Below are 22,361 nucleotides of genomic sequence, written 5' to 3'. Positions count from 1 at the left end.
TGTTTTACTCGCTCCGCGCCCAGGTGCCCGGCAGCCGCATCGCCATCAACGCGCCACCGTCGGCCGAGCGACCGGCGAACACCGTACCCCCGTGCCGTTCCGCCGCCTGCTTGACGATGGAGAGCCCGAGCCCGGATCCGGGCAGGGTGCGGGCTTCCTGGGAGCGGTAGAACCGGTCGAACACGTGCGGCAGGTCCTCGTCGTTGATGCCCGGTCCCGCGTCGGCGACCTGCAGGAAGGCGTAGCCGTCGCCGGAGGGCACCAGGTCCACCCGGACGGTCCCGCCGGGCGGGCTGAACTTGACGGCGTTGTCGAGCAGGTTGAGCACGGCCCGCTCCAGCGCGGCGGCGTGGCCGATCAGGTGCCACGGCTGCAACCGGACGTCGAAGTGCACGTCACCGGCGCGCCTGCGGGCCCGGTCCAGCGCCTGCTCGACGACCTCGACGAGTTCCACGTGCTCCTGCACGGCGGGCGCGGCGTCCTCCCTGGCCAGTTCCACGAGGTCGCCGATGAGCTGGGTGAGCTCGTCGAGCTGGGCGCGCAGGTCGTCCTGGATCTCGCGGCGGTCCTGGGCGGAGAGCTGCGGGGCGCCCGGGGCCTCCGAGGCGAGCAGCAGCTCGAGGTTGGTGCGCAGCGAGGTGAGCGGGGTGCGCAGCTCGTGGCCCGCGTCGGCGACCAGCCTGCGTTGTCGCTCCTGGGCCTCGGCGACGGCGCCGAGCATGGTGTTGAAGCTGTGCGTGAGCCGGGACAGCTCGTCGTCCCCGGCCACCGGGATCGGCCGGAGATCACCCGTTCGCGTGACGCGTTCGGTGGCCGCGTTGAGCCGCTGCACCGGTCGGAGGCTGGCCCGGGCGACCGCGGTGCCCGCCAGCGCGGCCACCATGATTCCGGACCCGCCGATGACGATCATGACCACGGCCAGCTTGCCGAGCGTGCTCTTGGTCGACTCCAGCGGCTGCGCGAGCACCAGCGCGGTGTTCTTCAGGAACGGGTACGGCCGGGCCAGCACCCGGGTGTCGGTGGCCGTGTCGGTGCGGATGGACTCGTCGGTGAGCCCGGCGGCGACCTTGAGCTCCTCGCCGCCGATCGCGGGCCGGGTGATGTCCGAGTTGATCGCGGACTGGCCGTCCGGGTCGACCACGTCGAACTTGAGGTCGGACAGGTCGAGCAGGATGCGCGGCAGCTCGGTCCGGCGGCCCTCCTCCACCACGCGGGTGTTGTTGAGCAGCGCGTCCGCGCGGGCCCGCAGGTCGTCGTCGACCTGCTGGTAGAGCCCGCTGTAGACGGTGATGTAGGCGCCGAGGGAGACCAGCGCGACCGCGCCGCCGACGCAGAACGCGGCCAGCAGGCTGATCCGGGCGCGCAGCGAGACGCGCTGCGGCTGGTGGTGCTCCACTCCGGTTCCGGTGGGGACGCCCATCAGGGAGGGGTCTCGCGCAGCACGTAGCCCACACCGCGCACGGTGTGGATCAGCCGCGGTTCGCCCTCGGCCTCGGTCTTGCGCCGCAGGTAGCCGACGTAGACCTCCAGCGCGTTGCCGGAGGTGGGGAAGTCGTAGCCCCAGACGTCCTCCAGGATGCGGCCGCGGGTGAGCACCTGCTTGGGGTTGGCCAGCAGCAGCTCCAGCAGCGCGAACTCGGTGCGGGTGAGGCTGATCGCGCGCTCGCCGCGGCGCACCTCGCGGGTGCCCGGGTCCATCTCCAGGTCGGCGAAGCGCAGCGCGGGCGCGGTGCTGACGGCCTGCTCCGGGGTGGCCCGGCGCAGCAGCGCGCGCAGCCGGGCCAGCAGCTCCTCCAGCGCGAACGGCTTGGGCAGGTAGTCGTCGGCGCCCGCGTCGAGCCCGGCGACCCGGTCGGACACCAGGTCGCGCGCGGTGAGCACGAGGATCGGCAGGTCGTCGCCGACGCCGCGCAGCCGCCTGCACACCTCGAGGCCGTCGAGCCGGGGCATCATCACGTCGAGCACCATGGCGTCCGGCCGGACCGCGTCGGCGCCGCCGGTGCCGAGCACGGACTCCAGCGCCTGCTGCCCGTCGGTGGCCAGGTCCACCTGGTAGCCGTTGAACTGCAACGACCGCCGCAGGGACTCCCGCACGGCACGGTCGTCGTCGACTACGAGGATGCGCATGCCGCTCAGTGTTCCCCCCGCTGCTGAGACGCGCCTGAGAGCAGCCCGTCAGTTTCCAACACCGATTTCACCTCTCCACGCCCCGCGCGACCGGCGCGTGCCACTGCCGCCACAACGTGACCACCCGGATGAGAACTACCAGGACCGAACCCACGACCGCCACCAGTCCCGCCGGCCACGCCAGCCGGTGTCCCACCACTACGACCACGGCTCCGGCCAAGGCGGCAAGAGCGTAGATCTCCCGTCGGAGCACCAAGGGGATCTCCCGCAGCAGGAGGTCGCGTAGTGCGCCGCCCCCGATGCCGGCGGTCATCCCGATAAGACACGCGGTATAGGCGGGGACGTCCATCGCGAGCGCGGTGGCTGTACCCGAAACGGTGAACAACCCGAGACCCACCGCGTCGGCCAAGAGGACGGCGCGGCGGAGTCGGGCCACCTGGGGGTGGAAGGCGAAGACGATGAGCGCGGCCACTACGGGGACGACGAGGTAAGGGAGGTTCCTCAGGCTTGCGGGCGGGTGCACGCCCAAGAGGACGTCACGGATGACACCGCCGCCCAGGGCCGTCGTGAGACCGAGGACGACGACACCGAAGGCGTCCAGCTGGGCCCGGACGGCCGCCAGTGCCCCGGAAGCCGCGAAGACCGCGAGCCCCGCCAGTTCCAGGACGACGAGCAGCACGAACGCGCACGTTACCTCGCCGACCGCGGCGGCGAAGAGTCGTCCAGGGTCTAGAAGGCCTCCACCATGTGCACCGGGTGTGGCGCGCCCGTCAGCCGGTCCAGCCTCTCCGCGATCTCCCGGTCTCCTTCGAGCAGTCCCGCCCGGCGGAGGGTCGCCGCCGTCGCCGAGCCCGCGTACCAGGGACCCAGCGCGCGCGACGCCAGTCGCACGGCCCCGGTCCCGCCGGGTTCGCACGTGACCACGCCGTCGTCCGCGACCAGGCGCCACCGACCCGCGTTCCAGGGCGCCTGGTCGTCGGTCACCTCGATGTCCACCTCGAACCGGCCGTCGACCGACCACCCGCGCGCCGCCACCGCCGCGGGCAGGTCCACGACCCGGAACATGAACGGGTCACGGCTCAGGGTCACGCCGCCCGGGGCGACGAGGTCGAGCAGCGTCCCGTCGAGGACCCGGACCTCGGCCTCGGTCATGCCACCGGCCCAGCTGGCGAGTTGCCGCAGCAGGGCCGACATGGTGGCGAGGTCCTCGGCGACGAGATCGCGGACCATCAAGCGTTTGCCGTCGGGCCGGTCGGCGACCAGGTGGCCGTGCGGCGCCACCGTGACCACGTCGTGGTCGAGTACCAGGGCCGGGTCGAACGCGGGGGCCGCGCGGTCGAGCATCCCGTTGATGCCCGGCGCGACGCGCAGGTAGGACTCCCGCATTCCCTCGACGTCCTCGGGAGTCGCGGGCCGCAGCGGCACGTCGACGCGTGGGACGGCGCTCAACGCGGCCAGGGACAGGTTCGCGTAGAGCCTGGTGCCCGTGTGTTCCCAACCGTGGTTGCGGTAGACGGGAATGACGTAGGGGTACAACGTCGACACGTGCTGCCCTGACGCGCGCATCACCCGCAACGCCTCGGTCAGCAGTCGACCCGCGACGCCCTGTCCGCGCGCATGTGGGTGAACGGCAACGCTGGCCACCCCACCCATCGGTACGGCCGCACCGCCGAAGAACTGGTTGTAGCGCCAAATCCGCAAGAACCCCGCGACAGCGCCATCCGACTCCGCGACAAGCCCGTTCCACGCACCGGGTAGATCAGGCACGGATGTCTCGCGTGGTCCACCGAACGACAAGCGGCGCAAGCGCCAGGCGGCCTCCGCGTCCTCTTCCCGGTACGCGCGAATGGTTACCACGTGAAGAACCCCTGACCGCTCTTACGCCCCAGTTCCCCACGGGCGACTTTGTCCCGTAGTAGCTGCGGCGCCGCGAACCGCGCCCCCAGTTGCGTCGCCAGGTGATCCGCGATGGACAACCGCACGTCCAGACCCACCAGGTCCGTGAGCCGCAACGGCCCCATGGGCCACCCGTAGCCCAGGCGCATGCCGGTGTCGATGTCCTCCGCCGTGGCCACGCCCTCCTCCAGCATGCGGATCGCCTCCAGTCCGACCGCCACGCCGAGGCGGGAGGTGGCGAACCCCGGCGAGTCGCGGACCTCGATCACCGTCTTGCCCAGGGCCTCCGCCCAACCGCGCACGACGGCCACGGTTTCCGCCGGTAGACCCGCGTGCACGACCAGTTCCACCAGGGCCTGCACCGGAACCGGGTTGAAGAAGTGCATGCCGATCACCCGCTCGCCGGGCAACCCCTGGGCCAGTTCGGTGATGGACAGTGACGAGGTGTTGGACGCCAGCACCGCCTCCGGGCACCGTTGCGCCACCTCGGTGAACACCGCGCGCTTGAGGTCGAGGTTCTCCGGCACCGCCTCCACCACGAGCGCGGTCTCCACCGGCAGCGCGCCCAGGCTCTCCACAGTGGACAAACGGGTCAGGGCTTCCTCGGCCGTACCGGCGAGTTTCCCGCGCTCCTCGGCCTTGCGCAGCGACGCCGCCACGTTGCGCGCACCGACCGCCGCGCGTTCGGCGTCGGCCTCCGCCAGCACCACCGCGCTCCCGGCGGCCAGGAAGACGTGCGCGATGCCCGCGCCCATGGTGCCGCCGCCGACCACCGCGACCGTTCCGGGGACGCCGCTCATGCCCGGACCCCCGCCACGCGCGCGGAGATGTGGTCTCGGTCACTGAAGTACCTGGTCACTGGTTCGCACTCCCGGGTCGCTCGGTTGCCCGCACTGTGGTGCGTGGACATTGGGCACGATAGTGAGTGTGCGGATAATCCTGCTGCGGCACGGCGAGAGCCTGGGCAACGTCGACGAACTCGCCTACTGCCGCATCCCAGACCACGCCCTGCCCCTGACCGCGCGCGGCGAGGAGCAGGCCCGGGCCGAGGGCTCGCGGCTGCGCGACCTGCTGCGCGACCGACCCGTCGCGGCCTACATCAGCCCATACGTGCGCGCGATGCGCACCTTCGAGCTGCTCGGCGTGCCCGTGGTGCGCCGCGTCCAGGAACCCCGCCTGCGCGAGCAGGACTGGGGGAACCTGCAGGACCCCGTCGGCCAGCAGGTGCAGAAGCAGAAGCGGCACGAGTTCGGGCACTTCTTCTACCGGCTCGAGCACGGCGAGTCCGGCGCGGACGTGGACGACCGGGTGGCCAGCTTCCTCACCGAGCTGGAAGCGCGGATCCGGCACGACCCGACGCACCCGGACACCACGCTCGTGGTCTCGCACGGGCTGACCATGCGGCTGCTGTGCAGGCGGATGTTCTCGTGGAGCATCGAGCTGTTCGAGTCGCTGTCGAACCCGCCGCACTGCGACCACCGGGTGCTCACCCTGGAGCACGGCCGCTGGCGGCTGGACCGGCCGTTCGCGCAGTGGCGGGACTCCCCCGACGCGACGACCCAGACCTGAGCGGGTGGTACTGGATCAATCACATTCCGTTAACCATTGGTTCGCGATACCACTACTCCGTTCGGGCCACCCCGCCAAACCCTTGTAGCCTGGCTACTACCGTGTCGCAGGCCACGTTCGGGCCGTTCGCAGGGGACATCGAGGACGGTGTGGGCGCTGTGGGGCTGGACGACCGAGTGGCCGCGACCGAGGCGCTGCGCGCCGACCGGGAGGTCCGGCTGCTCATCGACGCGGGTCGCGACGAAGAGGCCAACAGCCTGTTCGACCAGCAGCTCGCCAAGGTCCCGCCGGGGCTGGACCCGTGGACGCGGGCGGCGATCCTGACCAGGCGCGCGGTGGCCGCGTGGCGGCTGCGGCGCATCCCGCTGGCGCTGGAGCTGGCCGCCGAGGGCTGGAGCGACATCGACGCCGAGCAGCCGCGCGGGTCGTTCGCCGCCGACACCCTGGGCCGCCTCGGGTACCTGCTGGAGGGCATCGGTCACCGCAGGGCGTCGCTCGACATCTGCCGGGTGGCGGTGGAGGTCGCCCGGACAGGTGACGACCGGGAGATCCTGGCGCACTGCCTGCAAGGACTGGCGGGCACGCTGAACTTCCGCGCGTGCGAGCAGGAGGCCGAGGCGGCGGAGGCGACCTTCCGGGAGGCCATCCCGCTGTTCGAGGAGGGCCTGACGCTGGTCGCGGACGGCCGCGTGCACCTCGCCCTGCTCTCCGCCTACGGCGCCGCGCTGGCCGGGATCGGCGAGCTCGACCGCGCGGAGCGCACCGCGCACGACGCCATCGCCCTCGCCGCGGCGCAGGAGAACCGGTGGGCGCGGTCGGTCGCGAACTGGGTCCTGTCGATGATCCGGCGCAGGCAGGGCGCGATGGGCCAAGCCGCCGACTACGGCAAGATCGCGGTGGACGAGGCCGCGCGCATCAACGACACCTCGCTGCTCCAGCGCTACTCCGCGGATCTTGCCGACATCTGCCACGAGAGCGGTGACACCGCCGGTGAGGCTGCCGCGCTGCGGTTGAACATATCCGCGCGCCACACCGCCATGGAGACGTTGCAGGAGGGGCTGGGTCAAGCGCTGGAGCAGCGCAGACTGGCCATCCGGGCGCAGCGGCTCGCCATGGCCGCGCAGGAAGCCGCCGCGCTGGACCCGTTGACGGGCCTGGCCAACCGGTTGGGGCTGGAGCGGACCGCGCCGCAGATCCTGGAGCGCGCGGTGGTCGGCGGCCGGGTGCCGTGGCTGGTGCTGATCGACGTCGACTGGTTCAAGAGCGTCAACGACGCCGCCGGGCACGCGGCCGGAGACGCCGCACTACGGGAGATCGCGCAGCTGCTGCGCGCGGAATGCCGTGGGGGTGACGTGATCGCGCGGTGGGCAGGCGACGAGTTCGTAGTACTGCTCACCGAGGCGCCCATGGACCACTCCGAGGGCCGCACGAGTCCCGTGGGCGTCGCGGTGGCCGAGCGCATCCGGGTCGCGGTGGACATGCACGACTGGACCGCGGTGCTTGGTGGCACACAACGACCCACGGTCAGCGTGGGTGTCGCCACCGGCGACAACACGCTGGAGCGGTTGTTCGCCAACGCCGACGCCGCGCTGTACCGAGCGAAGAGGCACGGTCGCAACCGGGTCGAGGTGCACGCGCCCGCGCCCACTACGCGATGAGACCGCCCCTATAGGCGACCAACGCCGCCTGCACGCGGTTGGCCGCACCCATCTTCCCCAGCACAGCAGAGACGTATCCCTTAACCGTGGCCTCGGATAGGTGTAACCGGTGCCCGATCTCGGCGTTGGACAAGCCTTCGCCGACCAGCCCGACGACCTCCAACTCGCGGTCGGACAGCATCGACAGCAACCGGCGCGCAGGTTCGGCCACCCGCGCACCATCGGCGACCGTGTTCACCACGCGCGCGGCGACCTTCGGGTCCAAAACGGCCCCACCGCGCGCGAGGTCCCGCACGGCTTTGACGATGTGCCCGGGTTCGGCGTCCTTGAGGAGGAACCCGTTCGCGCCCCAGCGCAGGGCTTCGCGGACGTACTCGTCGACGTCGAACGTCGTGAGCATCGAGATGGCCGGGGGACGCGGGAGGGTCATGAGGGCGCGGAGGGCGTCGATGCCGTCGGTGGTGCGCATCCGGATGTCGAGCAGGACGACGTGCGGGCGGTGCAGGCGGACCAGGTCCAAGACGCGGACGCCGTCGTCGCAGTCGGCCACGACGTCTATGTCGCCCGCGCCGCGCAGGATCGTCCGCAGGCCCGAGCGGACGAGCTCCTCGTCGTCCGCGATGAGCACCTTGATCACGCGCACCTCCCGACCTGCGTCAACGCGTCACCAACAACACGTCCATGCGGTTGGATTCTACCGTCGGGCCGCCCGGACGTGCTGACACACCCGTGGGGCCCCTCGAAGCCGAGGAGCCCCGCGGTGTCGATCTCGGGTCAGGCGGCGCGGAGGGCGTCGACGAGCTTCACCTTGGCACCGCTGCGCATGACCGCGTTGCGGTAGATCCGGCCGGAGAGCCAGACCAGCGCCGGGATGAGCGCGAGGACCAGGACCACGGCCAGGCCCGCCTCCCACACCGGGACACCGCCCATGGCCATCCGCATCGGCATCAGCGTCGGGGCGAACAGCGGCACCAGCGAGAGCACCTCGACGAGGTGGTTGCCCGGGTCGCTGGGCAGGATCGAGATGCCGAGCACGTAGCCGAGGATGACGAACATCAGCGGCGGGGTGATCACGCCGCCGACGTCCTCCTGGCGGGAGACCAGGGCGGCGAGGGCGGCGAAGACCAGCGAGTAGGCGAAGAAGCCGAGCAGGAACCACACGATCAGCCAGACCACCGTGCCCACCGCGGCGGACAGCGAGATCGTCAGCACCCCGGTCGCGAGCCCGGCGACGAGGCCGAACCCGCCGATCGCGACCATCTGGACCAGGCCGACCACGCCGATGCCCAGCACCTTGCCCGCCATCAGCTGCCACGGCTGGATGGTGGCCAGCAGCAGCTCGACCACCCGGCTGGACTTCTCCTCCACCACGCCCTGGGCGACCGACTGGCCGTTGATCAGCAGGGACATGTAGATGAGCACGCCCGCGATCATGCCCATGACCAGTTGTTGCCCGTTGTAGTCGAACGGCGGCTCCAACGGCTCGACCACGGCCTTGGCCTCGGCGACCGCCTGGCTGATCGCGGCCGGGTCGCCGTTGAGCTTGACGATCTCCTGGTTGAGCGCGAGCCTGCCCGCGAGCACGTCGAGCGCGGAGCGCAGCTTCCCGTCGATGTCCTTCTTCACCACCACGACGATCTTCGAACCGTCGCCGACCAGCAGCGCGTCCAGGCTGCCGTCGTCGACCTGGCGCCGACCCGCGGCCTCGTCGACCGGGTGCACGTCGATGGTCTGGCCGAGCGTCTCGGCGGTGCTCTTGAGCGGCGCCTCGAGGGCGGTCGAGCCGCCCGCGACGCCGACGGAGGCGTCCGAGCCGCCCTGGACGAGCTTCATGACCAGGGTGAAGCCGATGAGCAGGACGATCGTGACGGCGGTGGTGGCGAGGAACGCCTTGGACTTCAACCGGGTCTTGACCTCGCGACCGGCGACCAGGCCGACCGCCTCCCACTTGCCCATGCGCACGTCGGGGGTGGTGTTCACGCGGCCACCTCCGGGGTGTGCTCGGAGACGACGTTGCGGAACAGCTCGGTCAGCGACTGCCTGCGCCTGCTGAACTCCAGCACGGGCCCGGTCGCCAGCGCGGCGCGCAGCACGGCCTGGTCGTCGGCGCCGTCCCGGAGCTCCAGCACGGTCCGACCGCCGAACTGCTCCTCCACCACCACCCCGGGCACCCCGTCGGCCCACCCCGGCTGCGCGTTCGGTGCGTCCACCACCAGTCGAACCGTCCCCCCGGCCTGCAACGCCTCGACGGTGTCGCACGCCACCATATGTCCACTGCGCACGATGCCGACCCGGTGGCACAGCCGCTCGACCAGCTCCAACTGGTGGCTGGAGAAGACCACGGGCACCCCCTCGGCGGCCTTGTCCTGCAAAACCTTGCTCATCACGTCCACCGCCACCGGGTCCAACCCGGAGAACGGCTCGTCGAGCACCAGGATCGACGGGTTGTGCACCAACGCGGCGGCGAGTTGCACGCGCTGCTGGTTGCCCAGGCTCAGCTTCTGCACCTCGTCATCCCGACGCGAGGCGACCCCCAACCGCTCGGTCCACTCCTCCACCGACCGCCGGGCCGTCACGGCGTCCAGCCCGTGCAGGCGGGCCAGGTAGACCAACTGCTCCCCGACCTTCATCTTGGGGTAGAGCCCGCGCTCCTCCGGCATGTACCCGATATGGCGGCGCGTCTCCAGCGTGATGGGCTCCCCACCCCATCTCACCTCGCCCCCGTCCGCGGCGAGCACCCCCAACGCGATCCGCATCGTCGTGGTCTTGCCGGCCCCGTTCGAGCCGACAAACCCGAACAGCTCCCCAGCCCCCACCTCGAACGTCATCTCCCGCAAAGCCACGACGTCCCCGTACCGCTTGGAGACCCCGACGATCTCCAGCCGCCGCTGCGCCACCACCGTCACCCCTCAACAACCTCTTGATCGGACTCGCCGAGTATCACCCGCTCACAAGCGGACCGACATCCGGCATCCCCCCTAGTGGACCACCCACCCCCACCCCCCGGCGTCAACCCAGGGGACCACCGGCACCCACCCTTCGACCCCACCCGGTAGGGTGTCACCGCCAGCCCTCGTAGCTCAGGGGATAGAGCATCGGTTTCCTAAACCGTGTGTCGCAGGTTCGAATCCTGCCGGGGGCACTCGCTCTGGGCGAAGTGTGTTCGCGGAAAGCGCGAACCAGGTCGCTCGTCATTTTCTCTGGGGTGCAACCCCAGACCCGCCCGGCGGGCTTCGCCCCCGGACCCCCAACCGGTGCGTGCGTGAGTGGTGGCGTGTGTGGGCGCGGGTGCGGTGTGGGTGCGGGTGTGGGGTGTGGGTGGGTTGGAAGGTCGTTGTATCAGTGGTCCCGCTGCCGGTTCGGGGGGCGAGGGGATCATTTGGGCGGTTTTCGCCATATTTGGGGTCAGGGTCGTGGTCGGTCGCGGAAGGCCCGGTAGTAGGCGGTGATGACCAGGACTAGGAGGAGTGCGTAGGCGGTGGCCATGGTGTAGAACAGGGTTCCGGGGCGGACGTAGGTCACCAGCAGGTGTGTCGTGTATAGGCCGACCAGGACCCAGGGGACTACGTAGACCACGGCGATGATGATTCGGTAGGGCCACGGCGCCAGTGTCGGGTTCACTATGTACTCGCCCGCTTTTGAGCCGACCTGGTTTTGTTTCTTCGGGTCCATGCCGGTGTGGCTGAACAGGGCCTTCTCGACGATGAGGGCTGAGGATCCACGTCTGCCTGCGAGTGCGACGAGCACGGTGCTGTAGAGCATGCCGACCCACAGCGGGATGGGGACGAGGCCCGCTGCCACGCGGGGTAGTTGTGGGACCTTGTCGAGGAAGGCTACCGACGCGGCCGCGTAGGCCAGGACGGCGCCGAGGAGGGCGATGTTGGTGTTGAGGAGGGAGACGTTCTCCGACCGCTCCGCCTGGTACATCGAGCCGAGGGCGGCGACCTCGATGGGGGCGCCCGCCTGGGTGTTCGGGAGCGGGACGTTGTTGCGTCTCTTCATGGCGCTCTCCTTTAAGCAGAAGGGTTGGCAGGTAGGAGGATCTCTACGACTGTGCCCCGTCCGGGGCCGCTGTCGATGGACGACGTCGCCCCTACCTCGGCCAGCCGGGCGGTCATGGAGCGGCGCAACCCGGTGTCGTCCGGGATGGTTGCCGGGTCGAAGCCGCACCCGTGGTCGGTGACGGTCACCGTCACCTCACCGTCCGGTTCACCGGTGGCCACGACCCAGGCGCGTGTGGTGCGCGCGTGTTTGGCCACGTTGTTCAGCGCCTCGGTGACGGCCGCCGATAGGGCGCTGACCGTCGCGGCTGCCATCTCGGGAGGCAGGCCGTCCGAGCTGTAGTGCACTTCGAGGGCGTGTGCGCCTTGGAGGTAGACGACTTCGGCCAGTCTTGAGTCCAAAGTGGTCCCTTCCGCACCGGTTCCACCGTCCACTATGGCGCGCAGGAACCTGGCCTCGCGCGCGCACTTGGCGCGGACCGCCTCCGGTAGGGCGGGCTGACTCGCCAGCAGGGCAAGGGTGTTGAGGACGTTGTCGTGCAACACCTCGTACTGGCGGACCCGCTCCTCCGCGCGGGCCGTGGCCTCACGGGCCCGTAGCGCGCCCTCCGCTTCGGCGTCCGCCTGCCGGGCGGTGCCCAGCAGCTTGGCCGCGACCAGTCCGCCAGCGAAGGTGAACACCACCAACTGACCCGTGACGCCGAGCAGCGTGCCAGCCTGGTCTAGACCGTGGCCGCGCAGCCCGGTCGCCAGATACGCCCCGCCCAGCGCCACCACGGCGCTCGCGCCCCAGCGGTACCCGCCGTAGACGTGGGCGAGCACGGCAACCCCGGTCGCGGGAGACGGCGTCCAGTTCTGCCAGGTGGACACCGCCTCCGCCGGGAGGACGAGACCGACGAAGATCTCCGCGGCCGTCATCACCGCGATCGCGACGGTGATCTGGACCCGGCCGACCGACGGGCGCTTGATCACCCATCGGAGGAGTCCCGCCGCCCACAACAGGTACAGCAGGTAGGACACGACCACCGGTACCGGCGCCCGTGAGGACTCCGAACCCGGCCACAGCAGCAACACCCCCCACGGCACGACTTGCGCGAACCACAGCAGCGCGAGCGCCCGCATCAGCCAGGCCCGTACTTGTTCTTCCACTCCACCCTTGCGCATGCGGGAAACGATGCCCGATCGAGCGCTCTCCCGGTGACGGGTGTTTCCCCCTCATTTCCGCCTCGTCAGAGTTCGGCGCCGTCCTCGCGCAGGCGGTCGCGCAGTTGCGCGGCGGTGTTGTAGGGCCGGTCGGCGTCCTGGTACTTGGCCTTGACCCGTTCCAAGTAGCCTTCGACAGTCTTGGGCGTGACGTTCATCCGCTTCGCGATCTCCTTCACCTGCAGACCCCGACCACGCAGCATTGCCGCCTCCGTTTGCCGCTCCGACAGGTCCGGGCTGCCAGGACCGCGATCACGGCTGATCGCGAACGCCAGTTCCTGGCCGAGCACATAGCGGTTCGCGGCGATGTCGGCCACCGCCTGGACCAGGCCGACCAGGTCGCCCTTGGGGTGGAAGTCGACCGCGCCCGCGCGGATGGCGTCGAGCTTGACGTCGCGGCTGGTGTGCGCGGAGAGCAGCAACACCGCCGTCCCGTACTGGACGAGGCGGGAGATGTTGTCGACGAACCTGGTGCTGTCGTCGAGTCTGAGATCGAGCAGCACCAGGTCGTCGGCGGGTTCGAGGGCCAGGTACTCGGCCACCGTGCTGGCCTTGTGCTCGATGCGCATACCCGGCGCGTTGGCCGCGAACCAGCCCTCGGTGGTCGCCAACAGCATCCGGTCGTTGTCGATGAGCCCGAGCCGGATCAGCCCACCGCCCGCCGATCCGCGGGGCTCGATTCCCGTAGTCATCCCATACTTATATCCCGCGTGTCACCTGTCGTGGTGCGCGGATTCAGCGATGACAGTTCTTCAACTATCCGGACAACACGGCCCGCCCAGCTGCCGTATCGCATAAACCCTTCAGCGGTCAAGGACAGATCCCGGTCAAATTGGGATCCCGGACAGCAAAAACACGTCAGCACCGCAGTGCGCTCCGGGTCGGCGTGCCATATTTGATAGTGTCCGCCCAGCAGGTTCAATGGCGCGGCGCTGGCACACCGAGGTGAGGCGGGTCCTCTTGCGCGCCAACACAAGAAGTGTGCGAACGTCTGACGGAGCGTCGAATCGTGTGCATCTGCCCTCATTGCCCGTGTAACAGTGTCAGGGACACCGTCGAACTACCGGAAGTGCAACCTGAACATTGCACGACAGGAGACCCCGCATTGACCGGCAGACCTCAGCCTCCAGGGTCGTGGCTGCGTGGAACATTTCTCGCCCGCCTCGATACCGATACGCGTGGTGAACTCCTGCGGCTGGGCACCTCGCGCACGATCTCGGCGGGAGCCTCCTTCATCACCCAAGGCATGCACGGGTCCGATGTGTTCCTGCTGCGCGCGCCGACCGGGCCGCGGGCGGCGTTTGCAAAGGTCAGCGGCGTGATGGCCAACGGGTCGGAGACCTTGCTGGCGATCCGCGTGGCGGGTGATGTTGTCGGCGAGGGTGCGATGTTCCACGCCGACGGCACGCGCTCGGCAACGGTGACCGCCTGCGCCGACATCGCGGTGCAGTCGATCGCCCGGGACACGTTCCTGGGGTTTCTGAGCACGTACCCGAAGGCGTATTTCGCCTTGTGCGCTCTGATCAGCGAATGTCGCGACTTCGCGAACCGGCGCAGGCTCGACTTCGCCGCCTACAGCGTCAAGGCTCGGTTGGCGCGGGTGATCTTCGAACTACTCACCGTGCACGGCGTACCCCACGGTCATGGCAAGAAGTTGGGGATCGAGCTGTCGCAAGAGGAACTTGGCAAGCTCGTCGGCGCCAAGCCGGACTCGGCAAGGGACGCTATGCGCAGGCTCCGCGCAGAAGGGCTGGTTCAGGTGCGGTACCGCGGGGTATCCGCGCCGGACCTCGACGCGTTACTCGCCGCGGCTGAAATGGATTGATCATCACAACCGGGATTTCTGCGAAGTTCGCCTTCTCCCTGTCGGACAGACTCCCGACGACACCACCTCCGACATGACGTGAAGGACTCGTACCTTGAACGAATTCGGACGCCACGGCCTGATCGACTCCGATTCCGAGAGCTACAGCTCCCGTACCGACGTCGACCAGCACGAGTTGCAGCAGGTGCGGGTAGACGTCTGCGAGCAGGCGGCGGGCGACGCCGGGCTGGACCGTTCCGGCTGGGACATCCAGCAGGGCGGGGACGGCGAACTCGCCGTCCTGCCGCGCAACCAGCTGATGACCTCGGTGATCGACGAGTTGCCGGAGTCGTTGTGCGACGCGCTCACCACGCACAACAGCACGGCGCGCCCGGCGATGCGGCTGCGCATGCGCATGGCGATGCACGAGGGGATGGTCCGGCCCGCGGCGGGCGGGTTCGCGGGCACCGGCGTGGTCACCGTGTCCAGGATGGTCGCCAGTTCGGTGGCGCGGCAAGCGCTCATCGCGTGCCCCGAGGCGAACCTCGTCGTGCTGCTGTCGACCACGCTCTACAACGAGTACGTCCGGCAGGGGCACACCGCGATTCCCGCGGAGAGGTTCCGCAAGGTCGCGGTGAGCGTGAAGAAATTCAACGAAGCCGCGTGGCTGTACGTGCCCCGCTACGACGTCCACTCGTTGAACCTGGACGACGCACCGCCTCCCGCTGATCGGCCCGCGGCGAACGCGTCCGTGGCGAACCAGCACGCCACTACCATCACGAACGTCCAGGGGAACATCACCGGCGACAGGCACGTGTTCGGCGTGTCGTACCAGAACAACCGATGAGTGAAGAGGCCCAACCCGAGACCCGGTCGGACGGCGAGGACAAGGGTGGCGAGCCGGCGAGGGACAAGGCCGCCAACTCGTACGACATCGGAATGGTCAACGACGTCCGGCAGAGCTTCAACGGTCGGATCGAAACCGCGTACATCGGTGTGCACTCCTCGGACGGCGCAGGTGAGCGGGCGCCCAAGGTGACCACTTCCACCGGTCTCGTCGACGACAGCGACATCGAGGCACTGGGCCGGTTCGTGCAGCCGGACTGCTTCGACGACGGCTTGTCCCAGCTCGCCCGCGATCAGATCCTGGTCCTGTGCGGCCCGGCCGACACCGGCAAGCGCTCGTCCGCCTTGTCGTTGTTGCGCGAGGTCACCAACGAGACGCTATACATGTTGTCACCACACGTATCCGTCACGGAGCTGGCCGAGTACGAGTACGAAGCGGGCTGCGGTTACGTCGTGTTCGACCGGGTGGTCGACCGGGGTGCCAAGGAGTCGGACTTCGACTGGCGGCTCGCCCGCGACCAGGTGGTGAAGAACGGCTGCTACCTCGTCGTCACGCAGCCGCACGAGGTGACCGAGCGCTTCGGGCACACCACCTGGCAGGCACCCGCCGCGGAGAAGGTGCTGCGCGCGTACTGGGACCAGGAGTGGTCGCCGGACCAGGCGGCGGTGCTCTCGGAGGTGCTGTGCACGGTCGACCGCGTGCGGGACCTGGTCGGACTGGCCCAGCAGCTCGCCGGTGGCAGCACGTTGGAGGACGCGCTCAACCACCTCGACTCGCGGGTGCGCGCGGTCGTGGAGAACTGGTTCGACGAGCACACCGATGACCACGCGCGGATCTCGGAGATCACCACGCTGGCGTTCACCGTCGGCGTCGACGAGCGCACGTTCGAAGCCGCGCACCTGCGGTTCAAGCGCTTGCTGGACAAGTACATGCCGCCCGCCGAGCCGAAGGCCGCCGAGGGTGAGGCCCAGGAGGGCGCAGCCGAAGCGAAGCGCTTCTACAGCACGCGGGCGTTGTGGCGGGAGAACGACCTCGTCGCCACCGTGGAGATCCGCACGGAGCTCGGTACGCGCAACGCGATGGTCTTCGCCAAGTCCGGGTACCACCGGCACGTGCTGGCGCAGCTCTGGCGGCGGATGGGCGTGGCGTTCTGGGACGCCGTGAAGGACTGGCTGGACGAGATCGTGCTCCGCACACAGGGCTACGAGTTCTCCGCCGCGGGTGGGTTGGCCGAACTCGGCGCGGTCGCGATCGGCGAGGTGGTGCCGACCCTGGACCACTGGGCGCGGGGCAACCGCGGCACCGCCGGTCAGCGCGCCGCCGTCTACACCCTCTACCTGATGGCACAGGACGACTCGCTCGCCCCGACCGCGCTGAAGATCGCCACCGAGTGGATCACCCGCGGCGAGCCGACGCACCGGTGGGTGGGCACCATGGCGTTCATCGGCGAACTCGGCGTTCGCTACCCCCACGACGCGCGCAGGCGGCTGTGGCAGGTGTGCATGCAGTCGCACACCGTCGACGGTGATGTCGAGAAGGTCTTCGGTGAGCTGTTCAGCACCCTGGTGCGCTCGTCCGGGAACGCGCACCTGGTGCTGAACTTCCTGGTCGAGCGGGTGAAGCGGTTCATCCGCCCGGGCGCGCGGCCCAAAACGCGCACGATCACCGCGCGGGTGGTGATCGCGGTGATCGCGTCGAGGGACGAGAACACCAAGCGCTCCACCGTGCTCGCACACCTCACCGAACGGCCGGAGCACACCGATCTGATCGCCGAGCTGCTGGCGGGCGTGCTGATGCACCGCCCGACCAGGGAGCAGGCCCTGCGGGCACTGCACATGGTGCTCGAAGACCTGGCTCGCGACGCGGAAACCGCGGGCACCCGCGCGCACGCGCTCGGCGAGGCACTGCGCGCCCACCTGCCGCGCGACGAACACGGTGCGCTGGAAGAGGACCTCCGGACCGTGGCCGCGCGGCGGACCAAGGGCATCGACATCAAATCCCTGATCAACGCGATCCTCGACGCCCTGCAGGGCCGCGGCGACAACGACGAGTAGAGCGGAACACCTGATGGACAAGCAAACCTACCCGGTGGTCAACGAGCGGGCGCTCGCCCCCGTCTCGCCGAAGCGGCTCTTCGGCAAGGCGCCCCGCAGGTCGAGCACCGAGGTTCCGGTCCCGATGGTGGGGCAGTGCCTGGTCTACCGCACCCACGGCCAGTACACACTGGACACCGCCAACCTGCCACTGGACTCGGCTACCGTCGTCGAGGCCGCGCATGTATCCCTTGTGGACATTACACCGGACACCGAGGTGCCGGTCGAGGTTCCGCTGCCGTCGAAGGACGGCTCGTTCTTCACCATGAGGGTCACGTTCCTGTGCACCGTCGAGGACCCGGTCGAGGTCGTCCGCGCCGGTGGGAGCAACGCGGCCCACATGCTGACCGGCTACCTGCGCGGTCACCAGCGGAACTTCGAGATCGGCCTGAACTACGCGATCGACCACATCAACGACGTCCGGCTCAAGCTGAGCGCACAGGTGCGCGCCTACGCCACCGTGAGCCCGCCCGGCCTGCAGGGCATGCGGACGAGTCTCGCGAGCGTCGAGGTCCGCACGCCCGACGAGGTCGTCGAGTTCCAGGGCAAGATGCGCGCCACGCAACGGGACCACGCGGTGCGGACCGAAGAGCTCACGAACTCCGAGATGCTCGACGACCTCAAGGAGCGCCACCAGCAGCGGCGGGAGCAGCGCGGCGGCACGCACCTGCGCGAGATGGACGCCGCGCAGAAGGAACACGAGCGGACGGAGCTGCAGCGCACAGCCGAAGCCGTTGGTATGGACCCCTTCGCCGTGCTGACCCTCGCCTACACCTCGGGCAAGATCGATGCGAAGGAGTTCGCGGACCGGGCCGCGGCGGTGCGCGAGGACGAGATCGCGCAAGACCGCGAGGATATGCGCAACCGCGTCCAGTACGACCGGCAGCGGGACACGCAGCGCTGGGACGCCGAACGCGAGGACCTCAAGCAGGAGCTGGAGCAGCGCCGGATCGCGCTCGACGACCAGCGCCGGGAACTCGCCGCGCGCAACGACTTCGACCGGGAGCGCGAGCGGAGCCGCTGGGACGCCGAGCGCGAGGACATCAAGCACCAGCAGGAGATGCAGCGGCGCCGGGAACTCGACCACGCCGAGGCGAACCGCGAGTTCGAGCGGGATCTGGAGCGCGCCCGGTGGGAGGCCGAGCGCGCCGACCGGCTCCAGGACGCCAAGTGGGACCGGGAGGACCGGCGGCTGGCGCGGGAGTCGGGCTTCAAGGAGGTCGAGGCGAAGCTCGAGGTGTTGCGCGAGCTGGCCAAGCACGGCCAGCTCGACATGCTGAACCTGCGGCTGGACAAGTTCGTGAACGACCTGCTCGGGCAACGGCACACCCCGACCATCGAGTCGAAGGAATCCGCCGAGACGACCGCTATCACCGCGTCGGACGACGAGCCGGTGGACGACGACGGCGAGTTCGACGACGAGGAGCGCAACACGAAGGTGGAGGCATGACAGGTCTGCTGGACCGGCCGGTCCGCTCGTCGCTGCCGAACGACACCGCCGTCGGCGCGCTGCGGCCGGTGCTGCCCAAGCGCGGCCTGCCGCAGCTGATGCGCAGGCTGATCGGCGTCAACGAGGGCGTGCTCGACTGGGTGCCGGAGGACCGCCCGAGGTACACCCGGCTCGGTTTCATCGTGCTCAACACCGGTTTGCTCGCCGGGGTTTCCATGCACATGGCGTTGTCCACCGTGGCCGGGAACCACTGGTGGCTCGTGGTCGCCGACCTGGCGTGGGCGGCGATCATCATCACCCTCGACAGCTGGTTGATCTCCAGCACCCACGGCGCGACGCGCACCTCGCTGGCCGGGACGTACCTGCCGCGGCTGGTGCTGTCGGCGCTGCTGGGGTTGGTGATCGCCGAACCGTTGGTGCTCAGCGTGTTCCACCAGCCGATCAGCAACGAGATCAAGGAGTACCGCAAGGCGGAGATCGACGGGTACCAGTCGGCGTTGGTGCGGTGCAACCCCATCTCCGGGGCGCGGAACACCGACCAGTCGTGCGACGGCTACGCCGTGGCGTTCAGCAAGGGGCCGGATTCCGTGCGGCAGGAACTGGATCGCGCGGTGGTCGTGCGCGACCAGCTCAAGGCGAAGGTCGCCGACGTCGACGGCAAACTCGCCGAGCTGGAGCGGCTCGCCAGGGACGAGTGCGCAGGCCGGGCGGGCCCCGGCCTGAGCGCGGTGCCGGGTGAGGGTCCCGAGTGCAAGCGCAACCGCACCAAGGCGGACGAGTTCCGCCGGGACGGCCAGGTCGAAGCGCTGCACCAGCAGCTCGCGGGGGCCGACCTCCGCATCGAGCAGCTGAACGGGGAACTGGCCGAGGCGAGCGGCGCCACCGAGCGTGAGATCAACGCCGCCATCGACGCCGCGGTGGCGGAGAAGCGCGGCAACCTCACCGACAAGGGCCTGCTCGACGAGTTCGACGCACTGGGCAGGCTCTCCGCGAAGAGCGCCATGATCCTCCTGGCCCACGTGCTGTTGGCTTTGTTGTTGATAGCGCTGGACTGCATGCCGGTGCTGAGCAAGATGCTCAGCGGCAGAACCGCCTACGACGAGGTACTACGGCAACAGGTCCACACGTCGACACGGCTGCACGAACGACAGCTGCGCGCCAGTGAGAAGCGCGATGCCGTGGGCTTCGAGCTGCTGGAGCTCCGCGCGACGCAGAAGCTCCGCAGCGGCATCGAGGAGATCAGCGGCGAGGACAGGTCCGCCCAGGAGCGGCGCAAGATCGAGATAGCGACCCAGATCGACCGGCTGGCCGCGGCGCTGGAGCGGCAGCACTGAACGGCCGGGGCCTGGTTACGCCGCCGGTGGGGTCAGGGGTGTTGGGTGGCGCGGACCAGGTCGTCGCCGGGGAGTTTGATGCCGAAGTCGGCGCCGGGGTTGACGATGACGGTGGTCCCGGACACGGCCCGGGCGAGGGCTCGGCCTTCGGCCTGGATCACTCGCGGTGCGTTTTGCGGGACGTAGCGGGGGGAGGAGTAGACGGCGAGGAGGCGGGTGCCGGTGGCGTTGGTGGCGATGCGCGGGTTGCCTGTGCTGTCGGGTTCCAGGATGAACGTGGATTGCAGGAAAGCGTGTGGTAGGCGGGCGTGTGGTAGCCAGCCGGCGGCGGCGTAGCCGAGGACCAGTTCGAAGTAGGTCTGCGGTTCCGGGTATCCGCGGCGGCGGGGGCTCGGGCGGTAGTCCTCGTTGAGGTAGGTCTCGCCGGTGAACCGGCCGTCCTGGCCGACCTTGTAGCCGCCCAGCAGGACGGGTAGCGGCATGCCCTCGATCACCCGGGGGTCGACGTCCGGGTCGGCGCAGTACACCCAGCCGCCCGGGGTTCTGGCCGCTTCGGCGCGCATCGCGTCGGTGATCGGTGGCAGGCCGGGATGGCTGGGGTGAGCGGAGGGGGTCGCGTGGGCGGGGTGGGTGATCTCCACCATGTGGCCGGAGCGCAGGTACTCGTTGATTGCTTGTGGCAGAACGTAACCGCGGCCGCCCGCCGCCGAGGTCACCGCGACGACCTGCCAGGCGCCGCCGGCGAGGCGGTACCGGTGCAGGGGACGGGAGGCGAAGTCGGCGGGTAGGCCGCGTTGGTCGAACGGGGTGTCCGCGACGAACACGAGGTTGCCGTCCGGCTCGCCGTACCGGTCCACCTCCACGTCCTCGAGCACCACCGGCGTGACACCGGCGAACGACTCGACCGGCGGGTCGTCGGACAGCACGGCCAGCGGCGACTGCCACGCCGGGATCTCCTCGCCCAGCTCGATCCCGAGTTCGGCGGCGTTCGCGGACAACTGCCCCGCCAGGTACGCCGCAGCCTGCCGCACGTCGTCGAAGCGGACCGCGCCCGACCGGTCCGACGACCACTGCACGCGGTACCGGTCGCCGTCGCGGACCAGGCACCAGGCGCCTTCCCGCTCGGCGAACACGCTGTAGTACCGGGGGCTGATCCGCTTGTCGATGATCACGTCCTCCAGCGGTACCATCGCCTGGCGCGCCTTGGCCTCCACTTCGGACTCATCCCACGGTCGGCCGACGGCCATCGCCGCCGCCCGGTCCAGCGCGACGGCCGGGACACCGTCCGGCAGCCGGTACCGCGCCGCCCTGATCCACTCCACCAGCGGCAGCACCGGCGGCACCCCGTGCGCCCTCAGGTAGTACGCCACCGCGCTCGGCCAGACGAACCGGCCGTCGGTGTGGAAGCCCATCGGCACCACGTCCTCGGTGCCCAGCGCGTCCCGGGTCGTGCCGCGGGCGGACAGCACGAGCGGCGCGCCCTCCAGGTAGGCCAGCACGGCTTCGCGTTCGAGTTCGCCGAGCACCGGGCGGTACCAGGTCGGTCGGCCTCCGTCGGCCACGCCGTCGAACAACCGGACCAGTTCCGGCGGGCCGGCGGGTGCGGGTTCGATCCGTTGCGCGGCAAGGGTCTGCTCCCCGCGCACGGCTGCCGCGAGCAGCCAGTCCGGGGTGGTGGCCGCGCTACGGGGAAGCATGCGCAGCTCGGCGGCGGCGACCTCGGCGTCCTCGTCGGTGGTCAGTTCCAGGGGTTCGACGAGGTAGGTGATCTTGGCCAGTGCGCCCTGCCGCACCTCGAACTGGGCGCGCCACCACGTGCCCCGGGTGGGGTGGTAGTCCCGCATCCGCTGCCGGTGCAGCCACTGGCCGACAATCGCGGGCGGCGACCAGTACCACATTTCACCGTTCTCGTTCTGGATGACGCCCCCGATCCGCATCCGGGTCCCCATGGCCTCGCAGTCGACGAGAAGCCGGTGCCATCCCTCCGGCATGGCACCGAGGAGCGCGCGCTCGAACCCGGGGACCACGTCGAGGGGGGCCGTGCCCGGCTTGGTACCCGCCGCGGGTTCGGTCAGCACCGACGCGAAACCGGCCACCGGGCGGCCGTCCGGGATGTCCGCACGGATCTGCCGGACGGCCGCCTCAGCCAGGAAGCCCACGTCCGGGTCGATCGCGAGAACGTCCATCTCGGACGGGCGGATGCTCGTGGTGAACACGGACTCGAACTCGCTCAACGGCAGCCGCTTGACCTCCCGCCCGTCGGGGAGGGTGACGACCTGCCCGTCCACCGGGGCGTCCGCCGCGACGTGCGCGGTCCAGTCGGGCCCCATCTTGACAAGAAGCGTCGCGTCGCCGATTACCCCGATGCGCATGGTCACG

Annotated in this window: 19 protein-coding genes and 1 tRNA gene; 8 read left to right on the top strand and 12 right to left on the bottom strand. The window is 69.8% G+C overall.

Translation table 11 applies throughout. The features are described from left to right. Window positions 1-4: 4 nt before the first annotated feature. From V5P93_RS03660 to V5P93_RS03640, 5 genes are all read right to left on the bottom strand, one after another. Entirely contained in the window at window positions 5-1,420 is a 1,416-nt protein-coding gene (locus V5P93_RS03660) for a HAMP domain-containing sensor histidine kinase (RefSeq protein ID WP_104477312.1), read from the bottom strand. After that, the gene (locus V5P93_RS03655; protein WP_104477314.1) at window positions 1,420-2,127 is read right to left on the bottom strand and encodes a response regulator transcription factor; all 708 of its coding nucleotides are present in this window, start codon (window positions 2,125-2,127) and stop codon (window positions 1,420-1,422) included. Before V5P93_RS03655 ends, V5P93_RS03660 begins: the two co-directional genes overlap by 1 nt. Window positions 2,128-2,194: 67 nt before the next feature. Then, window positions 2,195-2,806 carry a trimeric intracellular cation channel family protein gene (locus V5P93_RS03650; protein ID WP_104477316.1) on the bottom strand — a complete coding sequence of 204 codons (612 nt, stop codon included), beginning with the start codon at window positions 2,804-2,806 and terminating at the stop codon, window positions 2,195-2,197. A 50-nt stretch (window positions 2,807-2,856) separates the two neighbouring features. After that, the gene (gene eis / locus V5P93_RS03645) at window positions 2,857-3,984 is read right to left on the bottom strand and encodes an enhanced intracellular survival protein Eis (RefSeq protein ID WP_245931073.1); all 1,128 of its coding nucleotides are present in this window, start codon (window positions 3,982-3,984) and stop codon (window positions 2,857-2,859) included. Further along, window positions 3,978-4,823, bottom strand: a complete 846-nt coding sequence (locus tag V5P93_RS03640; protein ID WP_104477318.1) for a 3-hydroxyacyl-CoA dehydrogenase family protein — start codon at window positions 4,821-4,823, stop codon at window positions 3,978-3,980. Before V5P93_RS03640 ends, eis begins: the two co-directional genes overlap by 7 nt. 127 nt (window positions 4,824-4,950) lie before the next feature. On the opposite strand from V5P93_RS03640, the gene V5P93_RS03635 reads away from it, so the two are divergent. Next, a complete protein-coding gene (locus V5P93_RS03635; protein WP_104477320.1) occupies window positions 4,951-5,592 on the top strand; it encodes a histidine phosphatase family protein in 642 nt (213 codons plus the stop codon). Between the two features lie 101 nt (window positions 5,593-5,693). Next, window positions 5,694-7,250, top strand: coding sequence for a diguanylate cyclase (locus tag V5P93_RS03630; protein WP_245931075.1), 1,557 nt, complete (start codon window positions 5,694-5,696; stop codon window positions 7,248-7,250). Here the strand turns inward: V5P93_RS03630 and V5P93_RS03625 are convergent. From V5P93_RS03625 to V5P93_RS03615, 3 genes are all read right to left on the bottom strand, one after another. Then, the gene (locus V5P93_RS03625; RefSeq protein ID WP_104477805.1) at window positions 7,240-7,887 is read right to left on the bottom strand and encodes a response regulator transcription factor; all 648 of its coding nucleotides are present in this window, start codon (window positions 7,885-7,887) and stop codon (window positions 7,240-7,242) included. The two genes, V5P93_RS03630 and V5P93_RS03625, sit on opposite strands and share 11 nt — an antisense overlap. A 137-nt stretch (window positions 7,888-8,024) precedes the next feature. Then, window positions 8,025-9,206, bottom strand: coding sequence for an ABC transporter permease (locus tag V5P93_RS03620; RefSeq protein ID WP_104477807.1), 1,182 nt, complete (start codon window positions 9,204-9,206; stop codon window positions 8,025-8,027). A 20-nt stretch (window positions 9,207-9,226) separates the two neighbouring features. Continuing rightward, window positions 9,227-10,147 (bottom strand): ABC transporter ATP-binding protein, encoded by a 921-nt coding sequence (locus V5P93_RS03615; protein WP_181043348.1) that lies wholly within the window; start codon window positions 10,145-10,147, stop codon window positions 9,227-9,229. A 172-nt stretch (window positions 10,148-10,319) separates the two neighbouring features. Here V5P93_RS03615 and V5P93_RS03610 point away from each other — a divergent pair. Then, window positions 10,320-10,392, top strand: a tRNA-Arg gene (locus tag V5P93_RS03610). A 263-nt stretch (window positions 10,393-10,655) separates the two neighbouring features. Here the strand turns inward: V5P93_RS03610 and V5P93_RS03605 are convergent. From V5P93_RS03605 to V5P93_RS03595, 3 genes are all read right to left on the bottom strand, one after another. Beyond that, a complete protein-coding gene (locus V5P93_RS03605; RefSeq protein WP_104477322.1) occupies window positions 10,656-11,252 on the bottom strand; it encodes a hypothetical protein in 597 nt (198 codons plus the stop codon). An 11-nt stretch (window positions 11,253-11,263) separates the two neighbouring features. Then, window positions 11,264-12,415 carry a sensor histidine kinase gene (locus V5P93_RS03600; RefSeq protein ID WP_104477323.1) on the bottom strand — a complete coding sequence of 384 codons (1,152 nt, stop codon included), beginning with the start codon at window positions 12,413-12,415 and terminating at the stop codon, window positions 11,264-11,266. 65 nt (window positions 12,416-12,480) lie between these two features. Further along, window positions 12,481-13,146, bottom strand: a complete 666-nt coding sequence (locus V5P93_RS03595; RefSeq protein WP_104477325.1) for a LuxR C-terminal-related transcriptional regulator — start codon at window positions 13,144-13,146, stop codon at window positions 12,481-12,483. A gap of 413 nt (window positions 13,147-13,559) precedes the next feature. Here V5P93_RS03595 and V5P93_RS03590 point away from each other — a divergent pair, with 413 nt between their 5' ends. From V5P93_RS03590 to V5P93_RS03570, 5 genes are all read left to right on the top strand, one after another. After that, window positions 13,560-14,279 carry a Crp/Fnr family transcriptional regulator gene (locus V5P93_RS03590; protein ID WP_146107932.1) on the top strand — a complete coding sequence of 240 codons (720 nt, stop codon included), beginning with the start codon at window positions 13,560-13,562 and terminating at the stop codon, window positions 14,277-14,279. A gap of 94 nt (window positions 14,280-14,373) precedes the next feature. After that, window positions 14,374-15,105, top strand: coding sequence for a hypothetical protein (locus tag V5P93_RS03585; protein ID WP_104477329.1), 732 nt, complete (start codon window positions 14,374-14,376; stop codon window positions 15,103-15,105). Beyond that, complete coding sequence (locus V5P93_RS03580; RefSeq protein WP_104477331.1) at window positions 15,102-17,159, top strand: hypothetical protein; 2,058 nt, start codon at window positions 15,102-15,104, stop codon at window positions 17,157-17,159. The genes V5P93_RS03585 and V5P93_RS03580 overlap by 4 nt, the downstream gene beginning before the upstream one ends. A gap of 13 nt (window positions 17,160-17,172) precedes the next feature. Beyond that, window positions 17,173-18,648 carry a hypothetical protein gene (locus V5P93_RS03575; protein ID WP_104477333.1) on the top strand — a complete coding sequence of 492 codons (1,476 nt, stop codon included), beginning with the start codon at window positions 17,173-17,175 and terminating at the stop codon, window positions 18,646-18,648. Then, window positions 18,645-19,982, top strand: coding sequence for a DUF4407 domain-containing protein (locus V5P93_RS03570; RefSeq protein ID WP_104477335.1), 1,338 nt, complete (start codon window positions 18,645-18,647; stop codon window positions 19,980-19,982). The genes V5P93_RS03575 and V5P93_RS03570 overlap by 4 nt, the downstream gene beginning before the upstream one ends. Window positions 19,983-20,014: 32 nt before the next feature. On the opposite strand, the gene V5P93_RS03565 is transcribed toward V5P93_RS03570, so the two are convergent. Then, window positions 20,015-22,354: a glycohydrolase toxin TNT-related protein gene (locus V5P93_RS03565; RefSeq protein ID WP_146107933.1), complete on the bottom strand. Its 2,340-nt coding sequence runs from the start codon at window positions 22,352-22,354 to the stop codon at window positions 20,015-20,017. Window positions 22,355-22,361: the final 7 nt, after the last annotated feature.

This window comes from Actinokineospora auranticolor (genome assembly GCF_041897805.1).
GTDB lineage: Bacteria > Actinomycetota > Actinomycetes > Mycobacteriales > Pseudonocardiaceae > Actinokineospora > Actinokineospora auranticolor.
Note: the sequence above shows the minus strand (reverse complement) of the source record. Positions and strands in the feature narration are given on the sequence as shown.